Annotated in this window: 14 protein-coding genes and 2 pseudogenes; 3 read left to right on the top strand and 13 right to left on the bottom strand. The window is 71.4% G+C overall.

The genetic code is table 11. From position 1 onward, the window contains the following. Positions 1-28: 28 nt before the first annotated feature. Positions 29-511 (top strand): DUF742 domain-containing protein, encoded by a 483-nt coding sequence (locus WAB15_RS34915; protein WP_399145335.1) that lies wholly within the window; start codon positions 29-31, stop codon positions 509-511. Then, complete coding sequence (locus tag WAB15_RS34910; RefSeq protein WP_407288718.1) at positions 459-1,073, top strand: GTP-binding protein; 615 nt, start codon at positions 459-461, stop codon at positions 1,071-1,073. Before WAB15_RS34915 ends, WAB15_RS34910 begins: the two co-directional genes overlap by 53 nt. Before the next feature lie 48 nt (positions 1,074-1,121). On the opposite strand, the pseudogene WAB15_RS34905 reads toward WAB15_RS34910, so the two are convergent. Then, positions 1,122-1,499: pseudogene (locus WAB15_RS34905) on the bottom strand (nuclear transport factor 2 family protein); the annotation flags it as partial. A gap of 75 nt (positions 1,500-1,574) precedes the next feature. After that, positions 1,575-1,910 (bottom strand): annotated as a pseudogene (locus WAB15_RS34900) (hypothetical protein); the annotation flags it as partial. A gap of 64 nt (positions 1,911-1,974) precedes the next feature. Here WAB15_RS34900 and WAB15_RS34895 point away from each other — a divergent pair. Further along, complete coding sequence (locus WAB15_RS34895; RefSeq protein WP_407288717.1) at positions 1,975-2,955, top strand: helix-turn-helix transcriptional regulator; 981 nt, start codon at positions 1,975-1,977, stop codon at positions 2,953-2,955. Positions 2,956-3,238: 283 nt separating this feature from the next. Here the strand turns inward: WAB15_RS34895 and WAB15_RS34890 are convergent, their stop codons facing one another. The 11 genes from WAB15_RS34890 to WAB15_RS34840 all read right to left on the bottom strand — a co-directional run bounded on the left by WAB15_RS34890 (position 3,239) and on the right by WAB15_RS34840 (position 21,108). Next, positions 3,239-5,143 carry a hypothetical protein gene (locus tag WAB15_RS34890; protein WP_407288716.1) on the bottom strand — a complete coding sequence of 635 codons (1,905 nt, stop codon included), beginning with the start codon at positions 5,141-5,143 and terminating at the stop codon, positions 3,239-3,241. Next, the gene (locus tag WAB15_RS34885; protein ID WP_399145331.1) at positions 5,140-5,583 is read right to left on the bottom strand and encodes a hypothetical protein; all 444 of its coding nucleotides are present in this window, start codon (positions 5,581-5,583) and stop codon (positions 5,140-5,142) included. Before WAB15_RS34885 ends, WAB15_RS34890 begins: the two co-directional genes overlap by 4 nt. After that, on the bottom strand, positions 5,580-7,952 hold the full coding sequence (locus tag WAB15_RS34880; RefSeq protein WP_407288715.1) for a TIR domain-containing protein: 2,373 nt from the start codon (positions 7,950-7,952) through the stop codon (positions 5,580-5,582). Before WAB15_RS34880 ends, WAB15_RS34885 begins: the two co-directional genes overlap by 4 nt. A 345-nt stretch (positions 7,953-8,297) precedes the next feature. Further along, on the bottom strand, positions 8,298-10,844 hold the full coding sequence (locus WAB15_RS34875) for an acyl-CoA reductase (RefSeq protein WP_407288714.1): 2,547 nt from the start codon (positions 10,842-10,844) through the stop codon (positions 8,298-8,300). Next, on the bottom strand, positions 10,841-12,019 hold the full coding sequence (locus tag WAB15_RS34870) for an acyl-protein synthase (protein ID WP_399145328.1): 1,179 nt from the start codon (positions 12,017-12,019) through the stop codon (positions 10,841-10,843). Before WAB15_RS34870 ends, WAB15_RS34875 begins: the two co-directional genes overlap by 4 nt. Then, on the bottom strand, positions 12,019-13,164 hold the full coding sequence (locus tag WAB15_RS34865) for a GNAT family N-acetyltransferase (protein WP_407288713.1): 1,146 nt from the start codon (positions 13,162-13,164) through the stop codon (positions 12,019-12,021). The genes WAB15_RS34870 and WAB15_RS34865 overlap by 1 nt, the downstream gene beginning before the upstream one ends. Beyond that, complete coding sequence (locus tag WAB15_RS34860; RefSeq protein WP_407288712.1) at positions 13,161-14,486, bottom strand: MFS transporter; 1,326 nt, start codon at positions 14,484-14,486, stop codon at positions 13,161-13,163. Before WAB15_RS34860 ends, WAB15_RS34865 begins: the two co-directional genes overlap by 4 nt. Then, on the bottom strand, positions 14,483-15,751 hold the full coding sequence (locus tag WAB15_RS34855) for a phenylacetate--CoA ligase family protein (RefSeq protein WP_407288711.1): 1,269 nt from the start codon (positions 15,749-15,751) through the stop codon (positions 14,483-14,485). The genes WAB15_RS34860 and WAB15_RS34855 overlap by 4 nt, the downstream gene beginning before the upstream one ends. Before the next feature lie 580 nt (positions 15,752-16,331). Continuing rightward, a complete protein-coding gene (locus tag WAB15_RS34850) occupies positions 16,332-17,564 on the bottom strand; it encodes a GNAT family N-acetyltransferase (RefSeq protein WP_407288710.1) in 1,233 nt (410 codons plus the stop codon). A gap of 148 nt (positions 17,565-17,712) precedes the next feature. Beyond that, complete coding sequence (locus WAB15_RS34845; protein WP_399145323.1) at positions 17,713-18,786, bottom strand: dTDP-glucose 4,6-dehydratase; 1,074 nt, start codon at positions 18,784-18,786, stop codon at positions 17,713-17,715. Between the two features lie 30 nt (positions 18,787-18,816). Continuing rightward, positions 18,817-21,108, bottom strand: coding sequence for a non-ribosomal peptide synthetase (locus WAB15_RS34840; RefSeq protein WP_407288709.1), 2,292 nt, complete (start codon positions 21,106-21,108; stop codon positions 18,817-18,819). Positions 21,109-21,163 lie beyond the last annotated feature (55 nt).

Here is a 21,163-nt window from a genome sequence, read left to right as displayed (position 1 = left end):
GGGCGCAGGCGCCGAGAAGAGGATCACGATGGCCGCAGGTGGACCAGGACCGGACGAGGGTGGGGGTCCCCCCTGCTCGAGCGGAGCCGAGAGCTTGGGGGAGGGCAGCGCCCGGGGCCCGTCGGAACCGGCCGGCCGCGCTTCCGCGATCAGGCCTTTCCTGCTGACCGCGGGCCGGGTGGCGGGAGGCGGCGCCGGCCCTCCGCTCCCGGTCGAGACCCAGGTCGTGGCGACGTCGTCCGGCCTGACCTGCCTCCACTCGCTCTCCTTCGAACAACACGACATCATCGCCGCCTGCCGACGACCGCAGTCGGTGGCGGAACTGGCCGCGCGGCTGCATCTGCACCTCAATGTCGTCCGGGTGCTGACGGAGGATCTGCGCGCCGCCGGACACCTGACGGTCCACGTCCCGAACGCCAGGACCACCCAGGACATCTCCGTACTGCGAAGGGTTATCGATGGTCTCCGCGCCGTCCCCGACTCACGGGACACACTCCGCGACAGCGGTTGAACAGCCGCCGGTTCCGGTCAAGTTGGTCATTGCGGGCGGCTTCGGCGTCGGCAAGACCACGGCCGTGGGCGCGATCTCCGAGATCCGGCCACTGACCACGGAGGCCGCCATCACCGAGGTCGCGGCGGGCGTGGACGATCTCTCCCACACCCCGGAGAAGACCACCACCACGGTCGCCATGGACTTCGGCTGCGTCACCATCGACCCGACGCTGAAGCTCTACCTGTTCGGCACGCCGGGCCAGGACCGGTTCGGGTTCATGTGGGACGACGTGGTCCAGGGTGCCCTAGGCGCTCTGGTCATCGTGGACACCCGCCGCCTGGACGACTGCTACGCCGCGGTGGACTACTTCGAGCACAAGGACATCCCGTTCGCCGTCGCCGTGAACGCGTTCGACGGCGAAGTCCACCACGACCTCGACGAGGTGCGCTGGGCACTCGACGTCTCCGACCACATACCGCTCCTCGTCTTCGACGCCCGCCACACGGGCTCGGTCCGCGACGCCCTACTGGTCGTACTCGAAACGGCCCTGTCCCGGGCGGAGAGCACGGCGGGGGGCTGAGTCACGGGCCCGTCCATGGGCCCGGCGGTGTACCGGCTGGTCGGCGAGGGCTTCGGCGACGGTGAGGCTGTCTTCGTAGACGGCGTAGCGCGTGATCAGGCCGTCTACGACAGTGAGGTGGAGCGCGCACCGGGCCGTGTACGGCCGACCTGTGGTTCTTACCGTCTGCCGGATGTCGCCGAGCACGATCGCGTCCGCGCCGTCGACGAGGACGCGGGACACCGTTCCGGCCGACTCCTCAGGAACATGGAAGGCGGCTATTTCCCGGAAATGGTCGGCGACGTCGGCGCGGGTCGAGCGGGGACGGATCCACGGCACCGCCGGGTGGCCACTGTCCGGCCAGTTCAACTGCCAGTCGACGTGTTCCGCAAACAGTTCGGCGATCCGGTCCGGGTCGCCCTCGCTCAGTCGACGAAGGAAGTCCTCCGCCGTGGCCCGCGAGTTCGCCTTCATCTCGGCCGGCAGGTCCACGGTGAACTGGTACTCGTTCCGGATGAGCCCGTCCTCGCCGAGGGTGAGAACGGTCCGACCGGTCCAGGCGATGCCCCCTCCGGCTGCGGGGACCATGTGGGTGGTGAAGGTGATCGTGTCGTGATGGCCGGTCGCGTCGCCCGCGGACCGAAAGGCGAATCCCGCGTCCCGCACCAGATCGTTGTGCGCCTCGGCGATCCGGGCTTCGAGGGCGTCGTGACCGTGGTACCGCGCGGATTCAGTGGTCTCGATACCGTCCGCGTCCCACAGCTCGGCGATGGCGTGCCGGCGCGCCACCGGGTCGGGCTCATTCCACACCGCGACGTACCTCTCGACAAACTGGTCGATATCAATGTCGATGTCCATGAGCCGGACGCTATTTCCGCTCCACTGACACCTTGTGTCAGTGGACTGCGGCAGACTTCACCGCATGCGCGCGAGCCGACTGGTATCCATCCTGCTGCTCCTGCAGAACCGGGAACGGATGACGGCACAGGAGCTGGCCGACACGCTGGAGGTGTCTGTGCGCACCGTCTACCGCGACATGGAGTCCCTCAGCACGGCGGGCGTGCCGCTGTACGGCGAACCCGGTCACGAAGGCGGTTATCGGCTGCTCGGCGGGTTCCGCACCCGGCTGACCGGGCTGACCACGGATGAGGCCGATTCACTGTTCCTGACCGGGCTGCCGACGGCCGCCGCCGACCTTGGCATGGGCGCAGTCGTGACCGCCGTGCAGCTCAAACTCATGGCCTCGCTGCCCGCCGAGTTACGCGACCGTGCCAGCCGGATCGCCGAGCGGTTCCACCTCGACGCCCCTGCGTGGTACCGAGAAAGCGACCGCGCGCCGCATCTGAGCGCGGTCGCGGAGGCGGTGTGGAACAACCGAGCCGTGCGGGTGCGCTACCTGCGCTGGGCCGAACCCCGCGAGATCACCCGGGTCGTAGAACCCTATGGTCTGGTACTCAAGGCAGGTCACTGGTACCTCGTGGCCGACGGCACCGAAGGGCTCCGCACCTACCGCATCTCACGGATAGCGGACCTTCGTGTCCTTGACGAGCGGTTCGAACGGACTGAGGGGTTCGACCTGGCGGACCATTGGCAGAACTATCTGCGGTTCTTCGACGCGCGCCGCCACCAGGGCGAGGCGACCCTCCGCCTGTCTCCAAGCGCCTTCCACCGGTTGCCTCACTTGTGGGACTCAGCCATGGCCGATGCCGCACGGCGGACCGCCACGTCCCCGGATGCCGATGGCTGGATCCGGGTGACGATCCCGATCGAGTCCGTTGAACAGGCGCTCCCCGAACTCCTTAAACTCGGCGCCGACGCCGAGATCCTTGCCCCGGCCGGACTTCGCGAACAGATGACCCAGGCCCTCGACGCCCTGGCCCGCCTCTACCGACGACCGGTCTGACATTTACGGACGACGGCCGATCGGCAGCGGATCCGGCTCTACGAGAAGGACGGCCTGGACGCGGGCCAGTCCGGCAGGTCCGCGACACCGGCCGTCACGGCATCATCAACAAGATCTCGCGGCCGAGTTGCTTGACGTCGACGTGGACGAGTTCGCCGGGGCGGGCCCGCGGCGTGCGCCGGCCCGCCTCGTGGCCCCCTGCCGACCGGACGTGGAACCGACTGGCCTCGGTCCCGACGGTGACGCCGCCCTGTCGCCACCGCCCAAGTACCGCCGCACGAGGTCACAGGGACCGGCCCAGCCATCGCACACAGGCCAGGGCGGTCCGCAGGGACCCGTCCGCCTCGGGCGATCCGGGGGCGGGCGGTGGACGGTGCTCGCGCCCCACGGCGAAGGCGCGCCGGATGCCGGCCGCGTCCGGTACCCCCAACTCCTGTGCCCGCCACAGGACATGACGAGCCGCGGTCACCCGCTCGCCGTCGCACAACAGCCGGTAGCGCAGCGCGTCGAGGCAGAAGCGGGAGGCGAGCCAGGCGTCCCGCACCGGGTCCGAGCGCTGTCTGTCGGCCGCGGTCAGTCGGGTCCACAGCACGCTCTCGGCGTTCTGTGTCCAGAACCCCGCCTCGTTCGCCAGGACTTGGGCGGTCGGCCAGGTCACCCCCGCCTCCTCCAGCGTGCCGACCACGGGATGGCGTTCCGCCAGCAGGCGGCAGGCGACCAGCGGGGATCTCGCCGGCCCGGCCGCCTCGGTGATGTTCACGCGCAGGGTGGCGAGGTGCCGGTTCATGGCCGCGGCCAGCGCGTACCAGTGCTCCTGGCAGGGGTCGTCGTCGATGACGACCGTGATGTCGATGTCGCTGAAGCGGCTGACAGCCGCCGGGTCGAGCGTCGAGCCGGTGAGGACGGCGGCCAGAACGCCCGGCCGGTCGTGCAGCACGCCGTGTGCCCAGGCCGCGATGTCCTCCGGCGGCAGGAACGCGGGCCGGGCGGGGTTCGGATCCGCGGGCGGCCCGGCGGCGGAGGGCGCGCCCGCCGTCCGCCGCGTCCGGACGGTCAGGTCGGCGCCCAGCAGCGAGCGCAACGCCGCGGCGATCGTGGTCCGTTGAAGGTCCGTGGCGGGGTGCGGGTCATCGTGTTCCACCACGACGTCGTCGCCGTCCCGGACGATCCGCGAGACGCCGAGGTCGAGTTGTCTGGAGAGCTTGGCCAGATCGATCCGGCGTACGCCACGGCCGTTCGGCTCGCTCACCAGGGCGTGCTGGGTACGCGCGGCGAGCAGCCGCAGGCGCGGGCCGGGCAGCCGGCAGCCGCACGGCCCGTCGACCCAGGCGCCCTTGTCCCCGTTGACGTAGCGCAGCAGCGGCATGGCGCGGTTGACCAGCGGCGTCACCGCGACGTCACCGACGACCCCGGGTGGCAGCGGATCCCCCTGCTCCCCCACCACCTCCAGGAAGGCACCCGTCTCCTCGACGTGGTAGGTCCTGCTCTCCCCGCACTCGTGCGCGACGATGCCGGCCTCGGCGAGCGTGTAGAGGGCGGTGACGGGGCAGTGGAACGTCTCCTGGATGCGTTCCCGCAGCCCGTCGGTGAACTGCTCGCCGGACAGGACGACCAACCGCGGCTCCGCCCCGCTCGACGGCCCGAGGCGATCGCACAGGGCCGCCATCACACTCGGCATCACGGTGATCACCTTCCCGCGCAGTTCCTCCAGCGCGGCACGGAACTCGTCGTCCGGCAACTGCCAGGCACGGCTCAGATTCCACTTGACCAGCGCGACATCGGGCGGGTCCGGTGAGATCGACGCCCGGGAGGTCGACGCCAGGTGCAGCGTCAGATGCGTGATCGACAGACCGTCGGGCCCGCCGAGGTGACGCCGTACATGTCGCACCAGGGCGGCGAGTTCCGCCTGCTGCGCGGCGTCGTCGACCACGACCTCCAGAGGCGCGCCGGTCGTTCCGGTGGTGTGCACCCGCCGCCACCGGCGGGCGTCCCCTTCGGCCGACCACAGGCGCGGGCGCTCGCTGCGGACGGCCGTACGCCGCAGCAGCGGCAGGCGACGCAGTACGGCGAGCGCGTTCTCCCCTGTCACCGGGCCCGGCGGGACCAGCGACTGGTAGTGCGGGACGTGCCGGCGCGCGTACTCCAGCAGTTCGGCGAGCGCCGTCGACGCGCTCGGACCGCCGCTCACCCCGGAAGCCAATCGGCGGCCTCTTGGTCGACGTCGGCCAGGAAGCCGGACAGCTCCTCGATGTCATGACCGCTCGACGCCCAGAACTGGGCGAGCGCGGCGGGGCCGGTCTCCTCGGCCGGCTCACCGGCCACGGGCGCGTGCAGCGCCTGGGCGCGGTAGTTCACCATTCTGACGAGCTTCAGCAGGTCCGCGGTGTCCCCGCCCTCGGCGGCCCAGCGGCTGCGCAGCTCGCCCAAGGCCTCCCCGGCGTCCAGCAACGAGCCGTCCGACCGTGAGGCCTGCACGAGCAGTGTCAGGTGGCCGCGCAGCAGCACCCCGGTCCGCTTGCTCATCCGCTCGGGGGCGGCCTGTACGAACGGCTCGCGCAGATAGTGCGGCAGGCCGCTGGCACGGAGCGCCGACCTCATCACCCGTGCCGGTGTCTTTCGTCCGATCACCGCGGCTCGCCCTCCGCCTTCCGCCCGTCCTCCGCCGACCGGGTCACCTGCTGGAGGTTCTCCAACCGCCACAGCATCCGGTCGACCGCCTTGCGCACCGCGGGGTCCCGGGCCGGTGTCGCGGCGGCCTGCCGCACCGACTCCAGGGCCCGGGCCGGCAGCCCCAGCCGCTCGTAGACGAGGGCGAGCCCGTGCAGCGCACGTGGCAGGTCGATGGTCAGGGACAGGGCGCGCATCTCGTGGACCGTACGCTCCAGATGCCGCACGGCCGACTCGGGTGAGCCGAGGCGCGCCTCGCACATCGCCAGGCTCGCCTCCGTGTCGAGACGGTGCCGGGCGTCGGCCGTGTCGCCGCCCACCGCCAGGGCGGTGCGATAGGCCGCGGCGGCCTCCTCGTACCGCCCGCGGCGCAGATGCACGTTGCCCTCCAGCTTGTGGGCGATCAGCAGGCCCGCGGTGTCGCCCGTGCGGGTCCGCAGATCGACGCAGACGCCCAGCTCGTGCAGCGTCGAGCGGTCGTCCTCCTGCAGATAGGAGAGGAAGGCCCGCTGCCCGGCCAACTCGGCGCGCAGGGCGGGTGAGTCGGCGGCTCCCGGGACCGCCTCGCACTCGCGCGCCAGCTGCCAGGCGGACCTGGTGTCGCCGAGCTGGGCGATCTTGCGGGACAGGCGGACCCGCAGGCGGACCCGGTCCGCTTCATCCCCGAGGCCGTCGACCGCCTCGATGAGTGCCTTGGTGAGCAGGACGTACTCCTTCCAGAAACCGCGTGCGTTGAACCGGTCCAGCATCCGGTCGGGAACGGCATCGCGAAGGGCCCGCCACTCACCCGTCTCCACCGCCACCAGGGCCACCGGTGCCAGCACACCGGCGAGCGACGCCGGCACCTCGCTCTCCGCCTCGGCCGCCAGACCCGCCAGTTCGGCGAGAACGTCGTGCAGGGCGGCCCGGCGGGCCGACGGGTCCACATCGTCCAGCGCCTGCCTCACGAGCTGGGGCACCTCGATGCCGCCGGCGACATGGACGACGAGGCAGCGCGGCACCAGATCGGCCAACGAGGCGGTGAACCACGGCGGGAGGGCCATCCCGGCCGAGAGGAGGTCCGCCGGCGGCACCCGGTCGAGCACCGCGGCGTGCGCGAGGGCCTTGCGGTGCACGTCCGGAAGCCGGGCGACCGCCGTGGCCACGAGTTTCCGTGCGGAGAGCACGTCGGAGGGCAGGTCGGGGCGGATCAGCAGCGCCGCGGGCACGTGGGCGGTGTGCGCCAGGAAGGTGCGCAGGGCGAGCGGGTGTGAGAGCACATCACCCGGCAGTTGCCCGGCGAGCTCCGCCGGGTCCACCGGAAGGTTCGTGCGCTGCGCCATATGGGCGATGAAGTCGGTGCCTTCGGCACGGGACATCGGCGGCACGAGGATGTGCCGGGCGTCCGTGGTGTCCGCGAAGTGCTCCTGGGCAGTGGCCAGGACCAGGCAGTCACGCAGACCCGCGAAGGACCGCAGAATCGTACGTCCGACCTCGTCCGTGCCGAGGTCGTCCAGCAGCACCAGGAGCGGCTCGTCCGCGACGCGCGCCAGCAGGGCCGCGAGCGCGTCCGGCCAGTCGCGCAGATACAGGTCCTCACGGGCCAGCCCACGGCCGAACGCCCGGTCCAGCCGGCCGTTGACCTCGTCCACGAGGAAGCGGGGCTCGGCGGCGGTGGTCCCTCCCGCGGACAGGGCCAGGACGGTCCGGCCGACGCGGAGGTCGTCCGCCGTGTCGCACAGCACATGCGTCTTGCCGATGCCGGGAAGTCCGCAGAGCACCACCGGGGCCCCGTCCGCCGTCGCCGCTGCGCGGGCCGCCGTCACCACGGAGCTCCTGCGCCAGCCACTGGCCGGGGCGTTGAAGCCCGACCGATGGTCCGCGTCGGTTCTTCCGCCCGGTAACGCCGCCGCCACGGGTTCCGGCGGTCCGGGTGCCTCGCCGCGGATTCCGGCGCAGAGCCGGGTGAACGAACGCGGCTGGTCCAGTCCGCCGCGGAAGTCGCAGTAGGTGAACCGGTCCAGGAAGTCCAGATGTTTCAGGGCCGAATCCGGGGCGTCCGGGAGCAGCACGGGTATCACCCGCATCGAGCGGCCGCTGACCCGCGCGTTGACCGCGAGCCGCACCTCCTCGTTCTGCCACGGCCCCAGACCGTGCGCACCGCACATCGCCAGACAGCAGGGGCTGTTGGCCAACGCCTCGTTCTGGCGCTCCTGCCAGGGCTCCCCCGGCACCAGGCACCAGTCGTCGAGGAAGACCTGGAAGCCCGCCTCGTGCAGCATTTCGGCGAGCCGGTGCACCACGGCCAGATCCCTGGTGTTGTAGCTGATGAACGCGTCATAGGTCGGCAACTGCCGACGGTCTCCGCTCTCCACCGTCCCCCCGTAGAAACGCACCCGGCTCCCGGGATGCGGGCGCACGCCGCTGCCCGGCACGGTCACCTGATTATGCCCGGCGGGACCCGATCACCCCTCAGGGGGAGCTGGACGTCGGACATGCCCGCCGCCGAGGCGGTGACCTACCTCACGACGCTCGACAGCGACGGCGACGGCGACGGGCAGCTGAGCGACAAGGAATTCCTCAAGGCGGTCAAGCGCTTCTACACGAGCTGACCCGACGATTCCGTGGAGGCCACCGGTTACCTGGTGGCCTCCACCGTGGGTCGTCCCAGGGGATGGCGCACGGGGCGGCGCCGATCAGTCAGGAGCCGTGGTCGGCTGCTGACGGGTGTCCACCACGCTTCGCAGCTTGCCGGTGCCGGGGGCCCGTTCGAGACCGGCGCGGTCCACCTCCGTCACCGCCAGCTCCAGCAGCCCCTCGGCGACGGCCGTCCGCAGCTCGGGGTAGCCCGCGAGGAACACCTCGCGCGCCCGGATGGCCCGCGGCTCGCCACCGGCGCGCTCCAGGCGGACGGTGAGTCGCTCCCGCAGCCCGTCGTGGGCGAGCACGATCTGCGTCCCGCCCCGATGGTCCAGGAGTTCCTCGGCGAGCGTGACGAACCGGCGGTAGTTGAGGAAGTGCGTTGCCACCCGCATCACTTCCCCGAGCCGCCCCAGCAATTCGAAGCGTGGGGTGCGGTTGCCGCAGGGACAGGGGCCCGGGACGGCTCGGCCGAGGTCGCCGATGACGTACCGGCCCAGGTCCTGGCCCCGCCGCGCACGCGTGGCGAACACCAGCCGGCCGGTGTCGCCGTGGGGCACCGGTCGGTCCTCGTCGACGTCGAGGATCTCCAGGGTGTGCAGATCGGCGTGGAGGTGGTGCACTCCCCCGGCGCTCTCGGTGCACTGGTAGCCCAGCGGGCCCAGGTCCGTGCTGCCGTAGGTGAGCGAGCGGACCGTCTCGATGCCGAAGTCCTCCACGAGCACCCGTCGCTGCTCGGCGGTGAAGTGCTCGCCGCCGTAGAAGATCCGGCGGATCCCACCGTACGAGCGCAGCAGGTCGCTCTGGTCGTGCAGCAGCTGCCACAGGTACGAGGGCATGCCGAACAGCGTGTCGACCTCGCACTCCACCAGCGCCCGCGCCGTCGCCAGGTGGTCGGGGCCGGCCGCCAGCGGTATCTGCACGCCGCCCAGCCGCTCCAGGATGGAGAAGAAGCTGATGAACCCGCCGTACATGCCGCCGCAGTAGAAGAGGTTGGCGGTCCGGTCGCGGCGCGGGTCGTAGCCGGCGGCCAGCAGGCCGCGGGCGGCGGCGTGCATCTGCGCGTCGTAGTCCTCGTAGGTGAACAACGAGAGCGCGGGGGTGCCGGTGCTGCCGCCGCTGCGGAAGTACAGCTCGGCGTCGGCCCGGGAGACCTGGTCGTTCAGTTCCTGCACCGCGGCCTTGTCGCGGAGCGGCCCGCGCTGCGCGGGCGGCGACACCGGGCGTACCAGATCGTCGAGGCAGGCCACGGTGGCGAACCGCTCGTCGGCCTGCACCGCCACGCGGCGGCTGTAGCGCTGCAGCGCGTACACCCCGTCGTGCGGTTCGCCGGAGTAGCCCGACGGCATCGCGCCCAGTGGCGTGACCCGGGTCGCGCCGGCGGCCAGCACCAGGTGGGAGAGTTCGGCGACGTCGGTGCGACCGCCCGCCACGCCGGCCGTCTGGAGGTAGCGGCGCATCGGCCGCAGCACGGCCAAGGCGCGCTTGCGCGGCAGCGGCTTGACCCAGATGCTCCGGTGGAGCGGGGACGCGGTGAGCGCCGGCCGGGTGTCGGCGATCACGCGCCAGGAGCCGTCGGCCGCCGCGTGTACGCGCGTGAGTCCGAGGTGTTCCTCCAGCCGGGCGATCAGCTCGGTGGTGGTGACCTCCGCGTCCTCGGCAATGCCGGGCGCCTCGGCGGCGGTCGGGGCGGGCGCCGCGGCCAGCACGCCGGCGAAGCGCTCCGCGAACGCGAAGAGCTCCTCCTCGTCCTCGGTGTCGAGGTAGACCACCTGCGGGCTGGAGCACGCCTGTTGCTCGTACGCGCAGACGTCGGCGGCCAGTGCCGCGAGCACCTGCTCGTCGTGCCAGGCGGCACGCGCCAGATAGGCGAAGGAGATCTTGTGGCCCCACTCCACCAGGCGGCAACCGGGCGGTACGTGCTCGGCGACGCCCGCGACGGCCGCCTCTCCGCCCCACACCGCGACCGCGTCCGCGGGTGCGCACATCATGCGCAGCCAGTCCTGCCGCGACGAGGAGAAGCGAAGGACGATCACGCGCTCGGAGATGGCTCCCGTGGGGTCCAGCGCGGCCAGTTCGGCCAGTACGTGCTGGGCGAACAGCGGGTCGCCGGAGCTGGTCTTGAGCACGTTGACGTTGCCGGCGAGCAGGCCCTCGACGACGCTGAGCGGGGCGACGGTCGCGGCGTTTCCGGGCGCGATGTGGGCGACCAGGCCCACCGGTGCCCACGCCTCGTAGACGGTCTCCTTCGCGTCGGGCCGGGACAGCCGCTGGGGCGCCGTGCCGCCCAGTTCGCGACGGAGTTTGCGGGTCAGCTCGGCGCGGGTGAGGGCCGGGCCCAGTTCGGCGAGCACACCCTCGTCCTCGCCGGCGGGCAGCCGGGCGGCCAGGCGCAGACGCGTCGGGTGCGCGGGGTCGCGCAGGGCGGTGGCCAGCGCGTCGCACGCGGACAGCACGGCCGCGGTGTCGAGCGGGGTGGCCAGAGCGGCCAGGGCGGTGTCGGCCAGGTGCGCCAGGCGGCGGCCCGCCTCCTCGTCGCCGATGAACGCGCCCTGCCAGTAGTGGGGGAGATCGGCTGTGGTGCTCGCAGGCGGTGTCGTCACGACAGTCCCTTCATCAGTTCTGCGGCGGCCACCGCACAGCTTCGGTTGCGGCTCACTCCGGCCCGGCCGAGGACGGTGAACCAGGGCGTCTCCAGGTCGCACGGGCACTCCCGGCCCGGCTGCAGGGCCGCCAGGTCCCCCATGACGACGCTCTGCGCGGGCACGGAGGTGATGTACGGGGAGACCAGGTGCAGAAAACCCGGCTCGCCGTGCGGCAGCGGCTCCAACGTGCGTGTCGAGCGGACGAACACCCGTGACCACACGGGGGCGTGCAGCCGGTGGTGGTCGCATTCGATGTACGGAACGCAGTGCTCGACCGAGCCGAAGGTGTCGCGGATCCGTTCCGACGGAACACCCAGCTGCTCGGTGACGCGTGCGTACAGCTCCTCCTTGCCGATCTGCCGGTCGGTGTGCCCCTTCCAGCCACCGCCCAGGACGATCAGGGAGCCCTCCGGCAGGCTGAGCGGCGGCAGCCCCATGGCCCGCATCCGCTCCAGGGTGAACCAGAGGAAGGCGGGAAAGCCCAGGATGCGCACCGGCACGTCGTCCTGGGCGAACCGCCGCAGCGCCGCCACGGTGCCGAACGGGTCGAACTCGTGCCCGCTGCCGGTGTGCCGCAGCGCGTACTCCACCTGCCGGGCGGGCGCGAAGTCGCACAGGTAGTTGTCGGTGAAGGCGGTGCCCAGGTTCAGGCCGGGCGCGGGCTCGTAGCTGTAGAGCAGGTAGTTGACCTCCTGGTCCGGAGTGATCCAGCCGTTGCGCTCGAAGATGCGGGCGACCATGCGCTGGGCTGAGCGGATGGTCCAACGGTCGAAGAACATCTGCGACTTCTGGCCGGTGGTGCCCGAGGAGGTCAGGTGCAACTCCACCTCCTCCCGGGGGATCGAGAGCACCTCGTGCCGCTTGAAGAAGTTGGCGTGCACGGGCGGAGCGCCGTACGGCTCGGCTGCACCCCGGTCGGCTCGCTCGGCCAGCGAGCGGAAGAACGGGGAGCGGTCCGCGTGCCATGCGTTGATCTCCGCCATGGCCGCGGCGAACAGCTCTTCCTGCCGGGGGCCGCAGGTGTACGGATCGGTGAGGTCGCACAGCTCCTGCACCCGCGGCAGCAGGGCGGGGTCGGGGACCTCGACGGGGGCGAGGTGGGGGTTGGCGACGGGGAAACTGCTCACGGTCATCAGGCAACCTCGAAAGGGGGCAGGTAGGTCGACGCCCAGGTCGACAAGTAGGCGTCCAGGTAGGGCTGCAGGGGGCCGTCGGCGACCACGCCGCGGAAATCGATCTGTTCGGCGGTCCGCGACATCACCACGTAGTCGTGGCGGCCGTCGCCGTCGGTCTCGGGGCGCATCGCCGGATAGAGCGCGCCGGGGATGAAGCCCTGTGCGAGGAACGTCGACAGCAGGTCGTGCCGGGCCAGCGGTAGCAGCGCCTCGACGTAACCGGCACCGGCCCTGGTCAGGGCCCGCGTGATGGGTTCCAGCCAGGCCGCCGCCGCCTCCGGTTCGGGATGCGCGGCGACCAGGGAGCAATAGCGTCCGGCCCGGTTGAGGTACGCGTACACCTCGAAACCGTCGTCATCGGGCACGAGCAGGGTGTTGGGCAGGTGCAGTGGGTAGAACCAGCGCTCGGCGCCGGGGAATCGGTCGCGGAAGCGGCGGCGGACGAAGCCGGGTGCCTCGATCATCTCCAGCCGGTCGACCGGAGCTGCCGGGCGGGCCGGCACGGGACGCGGTGCGGTCCTGCGCGTGCGTCCGTAGTCGACGCCCAGGCTGCGTTCGGCGGCGCGGAGCAGGGGGTCCAACGGGGCCGGCACCTCGGCGACGGGGATACGGCGGTCGAGCACGCCCGCGGAGTGACGCGCGTAGAGCGCGAGGCTTTCACGGGTGCTGAGGTCCACGGCGTTGGCCAGCAGGCCCAGCGGCCGGAAACCGTTGCGGGCGACGACACGTTGCGGACCGGCGCCGACGGTACGGACGGTGGCGTACACCGAGTCCAGGCGACCGGTCCCCAGCGTGCGCCGGCACAGCTCGTCGGTGAGGGCCGAGGCCAGCCCGCCGGCCCGGTGACCGGGGTGCACGGCCAGGCCCTCCAGCCGGCCCACGCGGCCGCCCGGCTCGCCGTGGATCGCGGCCGACGCGACGAGGACGCCGGTGTCCGGGCAGCGCGCGACCAGCCAGAGCGTGTCCGGGTCGCCGATGAGCCGCGACATCTCGGCGGGGTCGGTGCCCAGAGCACCGGGGTAGTGCGGCCCGTAGACGGCGTAGTAGAGCTGGCGCAGCTCGGCGATGTCGGCCGGCGACGCCGGGTCGATCGCGGCGGTCATCGCTCTCCTCCGGTGGCCACGAACTCGGGGGACGGATCGGACGGGTGGGGCTGCCGGTTCACGCCGGCCTGCCCGCGCTCCCGGTCGTCCGCGCCGGGTCCGCGCAGCAGCGCCAGCGCGATCGCCGCCGGCACCAGCCCCGCGGCCTGGATCAGGCACAGCGTCCGCGCCGGAAGGTGGTCGCCGAGCACGCCGAACAGCAGCGAGGCGGCGGGGAAGGACGCACCGAGCACGGCCTGCATGACGGCGAAGAAGCCGGGCTTGTCCGCGGGCGGGACGAGCCGCTGGAACAGTGCCACGAAGCGCACGCCGATGACGCCCACGCACCAGCCGGCCACCACCAGGCAGCCCGCCAGGACCAACCGCCCGGCCACCAGGTACGCCACGGTGAAGGCCGCGGCCATCACGGCCAGCAGACAGGCCCCCAGGCGCGTGGGCCGGCCGGGCACCCGGGCGCCGGTGATCGAGCCGAGCAGCGTACCCGTGCCCAGGCCCGCTTCCAGCAACGCCACGGTCGAACCGCCGTCACCGAGCTCCGACTTGGTGTAGAGCGGGATGACCACGAAGACCGCCGTGGTGAACAGGTTGGCGGCGGTGAAGCAGACCAGGATCTTCCGGATGGCCGGCAGCCCGGCGAGCACCTCGCGCAACCCGCGCGCCGTGCCGAGCCCGGACTCCGCGCCGTCCTGCGGCTCCTGCGCGACGGCCGGGCGGAAGCGGACCGTCGTGACGAGGAGCGCGGCGGCCAGGTAGGCGGCCGCACAGCCGGCGGCCAACCCGGCCACACCGGCCGCGTCCACGACCAGCGCGCCCAGCAGCGCACCGCCCAGGCTCGCCAGCGACTGCGTCGACAGCTCGAAACCGGTGGCGGCCTCGATGTCCTCGTCGTCGACGAGTTCGGGAACGGAGGTGGTGAGGCAGGGGTCGAAGAACGCCTGGCACGAGGCCAGCACCAGCGTCGCCGCGTAGGCGGCCACCGTCGGCGGCGCGCTGCCGTACGCCACCAGGGCCAGCAGCAGGACGGCGGCACCGGCCGTCGCCGCGGCCGTGCGGAGCACCGACCGGTGCGCGAGACGGGACACGGCCCGGGCGACCACGGGCGCCAGCGCCACGGCCGGCAGTGTGCTGACGGCCATGAACAGGCCCGACGCCAGCCCCCGTCCGGCGTCGACCGCGTACGCCACCAGCCACCACGACACACCGACCTGGAACATGCGTACCGCGGCCTGGGTCAGCACCTGACCCAGCCAGACCGCGCCGAAGGCACGGTTGCGCAGGACGAGCGGCAGCCTGCGCCGCGGCCTCAGGGTGGTGGCGGTCATGCGGTCGGCCTCTCGTCGACCACGCGGACCAGCTTGCCCGAGCGGGGATTGACCACCAGGTCGGCGTGGCGCGCCCACTCGACGGTGAGCGGGTGGACGTGCCCGGCGGCCACGCTCTCCGGATACAGCGGCCGGGCCCGGTTCAGCCCGTCGACGACCGTACCGCCCAGGGCCGTAAGCCCCTGGCCGTCGTCGCCCGGCGCCGTGGCCAGGCGTAGCACGAGCCCGTCGCGGCCCTCCCAGCGCCGCACCACGAGCTGGGTGCCCACGATGCGCCCGCCGGAATCCGCCGTGGCGACGGCGTCCTGCGCGTCCTGCGCGGACAGCGACACGGGTCCCACGCGCACCCCCTCGTCGGCCCGACCCAGGATGCGGAAGCATCCGGCCTCGGGGTCCGTCCACTCGGCGCGGTCTCCGGCGGGATAGCGCAGGACGGGCATGAGGCGGCGGTAGAGCTGGGTCACCACGACGCGCCCCGGCCGGCCGGCTTCCCGAATGGGCTCCCCGGTCGTCTCGTCGAGGATCTCCAGGGCGGTGTGCGGGGTGAAGGTGCGATGTACGCGCGGGTCCGGCCCGGGGACGGGACGGCCGAGGAGGCCGGCGTCGACGCTCGCATAACCCAGCGAACGCGGTTCGGCGTGGGGGAACGCGGCGGCCAGCAGCGGCCGCTGGTCGGCGAACAGCGGCTCGCCGCCGAAGAACAGCAGCTCCACCGCGGGCAACTGACGACCCGTGGCCAGCAGATGCGCGGCGAGCCGGCACAACGTGGTCGGCGTGCCCGCCACCACCTGCGCCCGGAAGTCCTCCAGCGCGGGGGCGGTGGTCTCCAGGGGAGCGGCCCCGCCGATGGGGAGGCGGACGTTGGCGACCGGGGCGTGGGCCAGAGAGTCCAGGACGAAGAGAAAGCTGGCATACAGATCGCCGGCGTAGAACAGGTCCGCCACCCGGTGGCCCGGACGCAGTCCGGCGTCCACGAGGCCCTGGCCGAAGGCGGTGGCGAACTCCCGCCACTCCTCACGGCTGTAGTACGAGAACTTCGGCGCGCCGGTGGTACCGCCGGTCTTGTAGACGACCGCCTCCGCCAACGGGCCGGTCAGGACGCGGTTGTCCTGGACGGTGTTGGCCGCCCAGAAGGAGTCCTGGTCCACGACGGGCAGCGCGGTGAGCTCGCTCACGGTCGGCGGGAGCGCCGCGTAGAGGTCGGAGTAGAAGGGAGAGTGCTGGCGGGCATGACGTACGAGGTTCGACAACGGATGAACGGGCATGCGGCCTTTGCCTAGGTATACGGACGGTGGCTGTACGGGTCTGCCGGCACGGCGAAGCGGCGACGAGGGCGCAGAGCGGCGCCCGTGTGTCACGTACCGGTTCTCGTGGTTCGTTCCGCGGGGGGCGTGTGTACCGCCCTCCCGGCGTCGTGCCGTCGTCGCATCCGACGTACCGTCACGAGGGAACGCCGTAGAAGATATCGCACATGAGAGACACACCCGGACACTTGCAAGGCAAATCTGACCAGAAACCTCTGTTTCGTCGGATCCCCTCGTGCGGCGCAGCTCGTGGCGCGCGGTGGGCCTGAGCGGGCACAGGGGCGCGCGGCACGGGGGTGTTCGGCGCTGGGGAGGGGGTGTGCGATGTGGCGGGATAGGTAGGTGCGGCCGCGGCGGGGGGCGGCCCAGCGGTCGATCCCACGGAGGGTGATCCGGTGGCGGATGCGTCCTCTTCGAAGCCATCGGCGCGGGTGGTCGTAGTCGTAGGCCTTGTCAGCGTGCAGTCTGCCCGGTCGCCGGCACGACGTCGGCCACCTCCTTGCGGGCGCCGGATGACCGTGCCGCGTCGGCGAGCGCGCGGTCAGAACCAGTGCAGGCAGTGCGGGGAGCGGTCGGTGCGGAAGAGGGCGTCGGCGAGGGGGGCCGCGGCCGGGTGGTGGGCTCGGATGTGTCCGGCGCGTATGAGTGTGCTCGGGGCGGTGCCGCCGAGGTAGACCGAGCCCAGGTCGCTCACGTCCAGGGACAGGTCGGGCTCCCGGTCCGTCGGGACGCAGTCGGCCTTGCCGTCCCGGACGGTCAGCAGGTAGCGGTCGTGTTCGCCGAGGAACGGGTCGTCTACGTCGAGGACGAGCTCGCCGTCCTTGGACCAGCCGCGGGCGGTCAGCGCACGCGGGATGTCCAGCAGCCGCACCCAGAGCCAGTCGGTGTCCTCGCTCACCTGGCCGGCGCGGAAGTCCGCAAGCTGCCAGCGGAGCGGGTGCTCGGGCGGGACGTGCTTGAACACGACCTGGGTGACCAGGTCGTGGCCGAGCACGAACCGGGCCAGGGCCGTGAAGACGGCGTCGTCGGTGGCGATGGTCTCGTCGACCGTCAGGGTGCCGGACTCGACCGAGTAGCCGGCGTACCCGTCCGGGACGCCGTCGGCGTCACGGTGGACGGCGACGTAGCGCGGCGCAGGAGAGACCGGGGGCTGCCCCGCGCCCAAGGCCCACCAGCGGTGCGGGCGGGACAGCGCGCCGGGCTGTGCGCGGCGGTAGCGGTCGTAGACCTCTTCCAGGATCTCGCCGCACTCGGCACGCCGCAGCAGCTCGACCGAGCCGGTGTCCGATCCGGTCGGCGGGGCGCCGGCCGTTCCGTGGGACCGGGGCGGGGCGAAGGCGGCCTGGCGGCGCGGCACGGTCAGCCGCTGTGTGTAGGTCGCCGGTCCGTAGCCGAACCTGCCGTAGATCGGGGCCTCGGAGGCCAGCAGTACGGAGAGGAGTTCTCCTCGGGTCCGCAGCTCGGTGAGCTGATGCCGCATCATCGCGCCGAGCACGCCCTGGCGTCGGTGCGAGGGCAGGACACCGACGGCGGTCACCCCTGCGGCCGGGACGAGGGCCTCACCGGGCAGGGTGAGCTCGAAGGAGTACGCACCGGCCGTGCCGACGGGCCGCCCGTCCGCCGTCAGGGCGAGCAGTCCGCGGTCCATTTCGAGCGCCGCCCACCACACCCCGCCGCCACCCTCGGTCGGGGTTTCCGGGAAGCGCCCGAACGCGGCATGAAGCGTGTCGACGAAGACGTCGAGATCCTTGTCGGTCGTGGAACGGATCTCCATTGCTGCCGCTGCCTCCCCGGGATACCGGCATCAAGATTCAGGGTGTCCTGCCACAGTGCAGCGTTGACCCGTGGCCCGGTCCGGTCAAACGAATTACGGCCGGGCACAGGCCACTCCCCCCTTCGGCTCTCCCCTGCGGCGACTCCGGCTACCGGGGTGCGGTGGTCCCCGGGCCCACCGCGCCCCAGTCGAAGCCGAGTTCACCCTTTTCTTCGAGGATCCGCTCCCACCAGGCGCGGTGCTGCACGTACCAGTCGACCGTCTCGGCCATGCCGGCGTCGAAGTCGTGCTCCGGCCGCCAGCCCAGCTGCGTCTCGATCTTCTCCGGGTCGATCAGGTACCGGCGGTCGTGGTTGGGACGGTCCGGGATGTGCTCGATCCACTCCGCCGGGTCCAGGCCGAGCGCTGTGACGACCCGGCGGGCGATGTCCAGGTTGGTGACCTCGCAGCGGGCGGATACGTCGAAGATCGGCAGCAGTTCCGGTTCCGTGGCCGCCCGCGGCGGGACCGGTCCCAGATCGGCGTGCAGCACCCGGTGCACCGCGGCGCAGTGATCGGCCACATGCAGCCAGTCGCGGCTCTGCAGCCCGTCGCCGTAGACCGGCACCTTCCGGCCGCGCAGGAGGTTCGTCACCGCCAGCGGGATCAGCTTCTCCGGCAACTGGTACGGGCCGTAGTTGTTGGCGCAGTGCGTCATCCGGATGTTCAGCTCCGGATAGGTCTGCATGTAGGCGCGTACGATCTGGTCCCCGGCGGCCTTGGCCGCGCTGTACGGCGTCTTCGCGTTCAGCGGGGAGCGCTCGGTGAACCACTGGTCCCCGGGGGGAAGTTCGCCGTACACCTCGATCGTCGACACATGGACATGGGACCGCACCGGCACCAGCCGGCTGCACTCGGCCATCACCTGCGCCCCGAGCGCGTTGGACCGCATGAACGCGCTCGGCCCCAGGATCGCACGGTCGTTGTGTGACTCCGCCGCGAAGTTCACGACGTAGTCCGGCCGGTATCGGCGGTAGATCTCTTCCATGGTGTCGAGGTCGGCGATGTCGGCCTTCTCGAACACCACGCGGTCGGAAACGGGGTCCAAGTTCGCCTGATTACCGGCGAATCCCAGATAGTCCACCGTGATCACTTCGACATCCGACGACTCCCACTTCAGCAGGTGCTGCACATAGTTCGCGCCGATGAAACCCGCGGCGCCGGTCACGAGATAGACGGACATGGTCACTCCGAAGGGTCGGACGATCTGGGGCTAGGATCCCGGTTGCTCGCCGTAACGGTCGGTCAGGTGATCCGCCAGGGCGGTCACGGTCGGATGCTCGTAGATGTCGGAGACGCGCAGCCGTCGGTCGATGCGCACCATGCTTCTGATCGCCTTCATGGAATCGCCGCCGATCTCGAAGAAGTTGTCGTGGCCGTCCAGGTGCTCGACGCCCAGGACGTCACACCACGCATCGAGCACGGCGCGATACCAGTCCCCGGCCCGCTCCGGGGCCCCCTGCGGCGCGGGCGGGGTGGTGGCGCTCTCGTGCGTCGGTGAACTCAGCGCGCGCCGGTCCACCTTGCCGTTCTTGTTCAGGGGAAGCGCGTCCACGATCTCGATCGACGAGGGGACCATGTGTTTCGGGAGCCGTGCGTGCAGCGCGTCGAACAGTGACGCGTAGTCCAGCGTTCCGCCGCGCTCGCCGGTCACATACGCGACCAGCGTCACATGCCCGTCCGGAGCCGTACGGGAGACGACCACCGCACGCTTGACCCCGGGGTGTGCGGCCAGAACGGATTCGATCTCGCCCAGTTCCACCCTGATCCCGTTGATCTTGACCTGGAAGTCCTGCCGCCCGAGGATCTCGATCAGTCCGTCGGGCCAGAACCTCGCCATGTCACCCGTGCGGTACAGGCGTTCCGTGGGATGGTCGCCACAGGTCCACTGGACGAACCGCTCGCTCGTCTCCTGCGGACGGTCGAGGTACCCACGGGCCAGGCCGACCCCGGCGAGATAGAGCTCTCCGGGGACACCGACCGGCACCGGCATCATCCGCTCGTCGAGGAGGTACGTCCGCTGGTTGGCCAGGGGCCGGCCGTAAGGGAGGTGGCCGCCGCTCCACTCCTCGGACGCGTCCCACTCGTAGGCGGTCGAGTGGATGGAGGCTTCCGTCGCACCGCCCAGCGCCACGAACCTGAGGCGGGGAGCGACCTTCCGAAAGCGTGCCGGCATCGTCGCCGGCACCCAGTCCCCGCCGGTCATGCAGAGTTTCAGCGGAAGCGGACGAGGGTCGCCGCCGGTCTCGACGAAGTCCAGGAACAGCTCGATCAGCGGCGGCGCCGTGTTCCACACCGTGACGTGGTACCGGTCGACGAGCTCCCACCACGAAGCCGGGTGGTATCCGGCCTCCGCGTCCGGGATGACGACCGTGCCGCCGGCGATGGTGATACCGAGGAACTCGTACACCGACATGTCGAAACTCGGCGAGGACAGCGCGAGAACCGCGTCGTCGGGTCCCACCCCGTATCTCGTGTTGAGATCCGCGAGATTGTTGAGCACGCCGCGGTGGCACAAGGCGATCGGCTTGGGCGTTCCGGTGGAACCCGATGTGTGGATGACGTAGCAGAGGCTGTCCGGGCGTACCTCGGTGACGGGATTCTCAGCGGGCGCGTCGGGCCGGCTTTCGGGTTCGTCGACCAACAGCTGGTGGCGCACCCGTGCGGAAAGGGTCCGGTCGAGTTCCCGGCTGCTGATCATCACCGCGCAGCCGGTGCCGCGGACCATCGTCTCGAGGCGGTCCCGCGGGTATCGCGGATCCAGGGGTACATACGCCCCTCCGGCCTTCAGTACGCCCAGGATCGCTATCAGGAGATCAGGGGTCTTTTCGAGGTGGATCCCCACCCTGACATCCGGTCCGACTCCGAGTTCGATCAGTCGGTGGGCCATTTCGTTGGCCCGTCGGTTCACCGTGCCGAACGACCACGATTCGGCTCCGAAGACGGCTGCCACCGCATCGGGAGCCTCCGCGGCCCGGGCCTCGAACGCCTGGTGGAGGCAGATGTCCTCGGTGAGACGCGTGTCCGTGTCGTTCCATGCGCGGAGCATGGTGTCGGTTTCCCGGGCCGTCAGGATGTTCAGCCGTGCGACGGGAGCGTGCGGGGTGCGCACCATGTGGTCCAGGAGGGCCTTGTAGTGGCCGGCGACCCGGTCGGCGTAGGCGTCGTCGAATTCGGCGGCATCGAAACTGAGCGTCACCCTCGCCCCCTCCGGGTCCGCGTGGAGGACCAGCTCACGTGCGGCCGAGGTGTCCGCACTGCCGGAATCGCCGGTGAACGAGAGGGCGAAGGGGCCGGGTTCGCGATCCGATCGCGGTGCGGTACTCAGCCCTGCTACGAGATCGATGGTGCTCGACTCCTCGGCGAGGGCGACGGAGAGAGTGTCCCGGCCGTCGAGTACGTCGATGGAGACCCGGTCGAGGGCGGTGTACCGATGGACAAGAGCGGCCATCGCCACCGTCAGGACCGAGGCGCGGGAAAGCTCCCCGCCCTCCGGCGGCAACACGACATCAAGGGATCGCGCCAGGCGCTCGCCCGGCCGTCCCCGGTTCTGTGTCGAA

Origin of the sequence: Streptomyces sirii (assembly GCF_045690365.1) — a bacterium.
GTDB lineage: Bacteria > Actinomycetota > Actinomycetes > Streptomycetales > Streptomycetaceae > Streptomyces > Streptomyces sirii.
The sequence above is the reverse complement of the archived record's forward strand: the minus strand, read 5'-3'. Positions and strand labels throughout refer to the sequence as shown.

Coding starts and splice junctions, on each gene's coding strand:
- WAB15_RS34915 (WP_399145335.1), top strand. CDS start 29: ATGGCCGCAGGTGGACCAGGACCGGACGAGGGTGGGGGTCCCCCCTGC.
- WAB15_RS34910 (WP_407288718.1), top strand. CDS start 459: ATGGTCTCCGCGCCGTCCCCGACTCACGGGACACACTCCGCGACAGCG.
- WAB15_RS34895 (WP_407288717.1), top strand. CDS start 1,975: ATGCGCGCGAGCCGACTGGTATCCATCCTGCTGCTCCTGCAGAACCGG.
- WAB15_RS34870 (WP_399145328.1), bottom strand. CDS start 12,019: ATGACCGTGAGCAGTTTCCCCGTCGCCAACCCCCACCTCGCCCCCGTC.
- WAB15_RS34865 (WP_407288713.1), bottom strand. CDS start 13,164: ATGACCGCCGCGATCGACCCGGCGTCGCCGGCCGACATCGCCGAGCTG.
- WAB15_RS34860 (WP_407288712.1), bottom strand. CDS start 14,486: ATGACCGCCACCACCCTGAGGCCGCGGCGCAGGCTGCCGCTCGTCCTG.
- WAB15_RS34855 (WP_407288711.1), bottom strand. CDS start 15,751: ATGCCCGTTCATCCGTTGTCGAACCTCGTACGTCATGCCCGCCAGCAC.
- WAB15_RS34850 (WP_407288710.1), bottom strand. CDS start 17,564: ATGGAGATCCGTTCCACGACCGACAAGGATCTCGACGTCTTCGTCGAC.
- WAB15_RS34845 (WP_399145323.1), bottom strand. CDS start 18,786: ATGTCCGTCTATCTCGTGACCGGCGCCGCGGGTTTCATCGGCGCGAAC.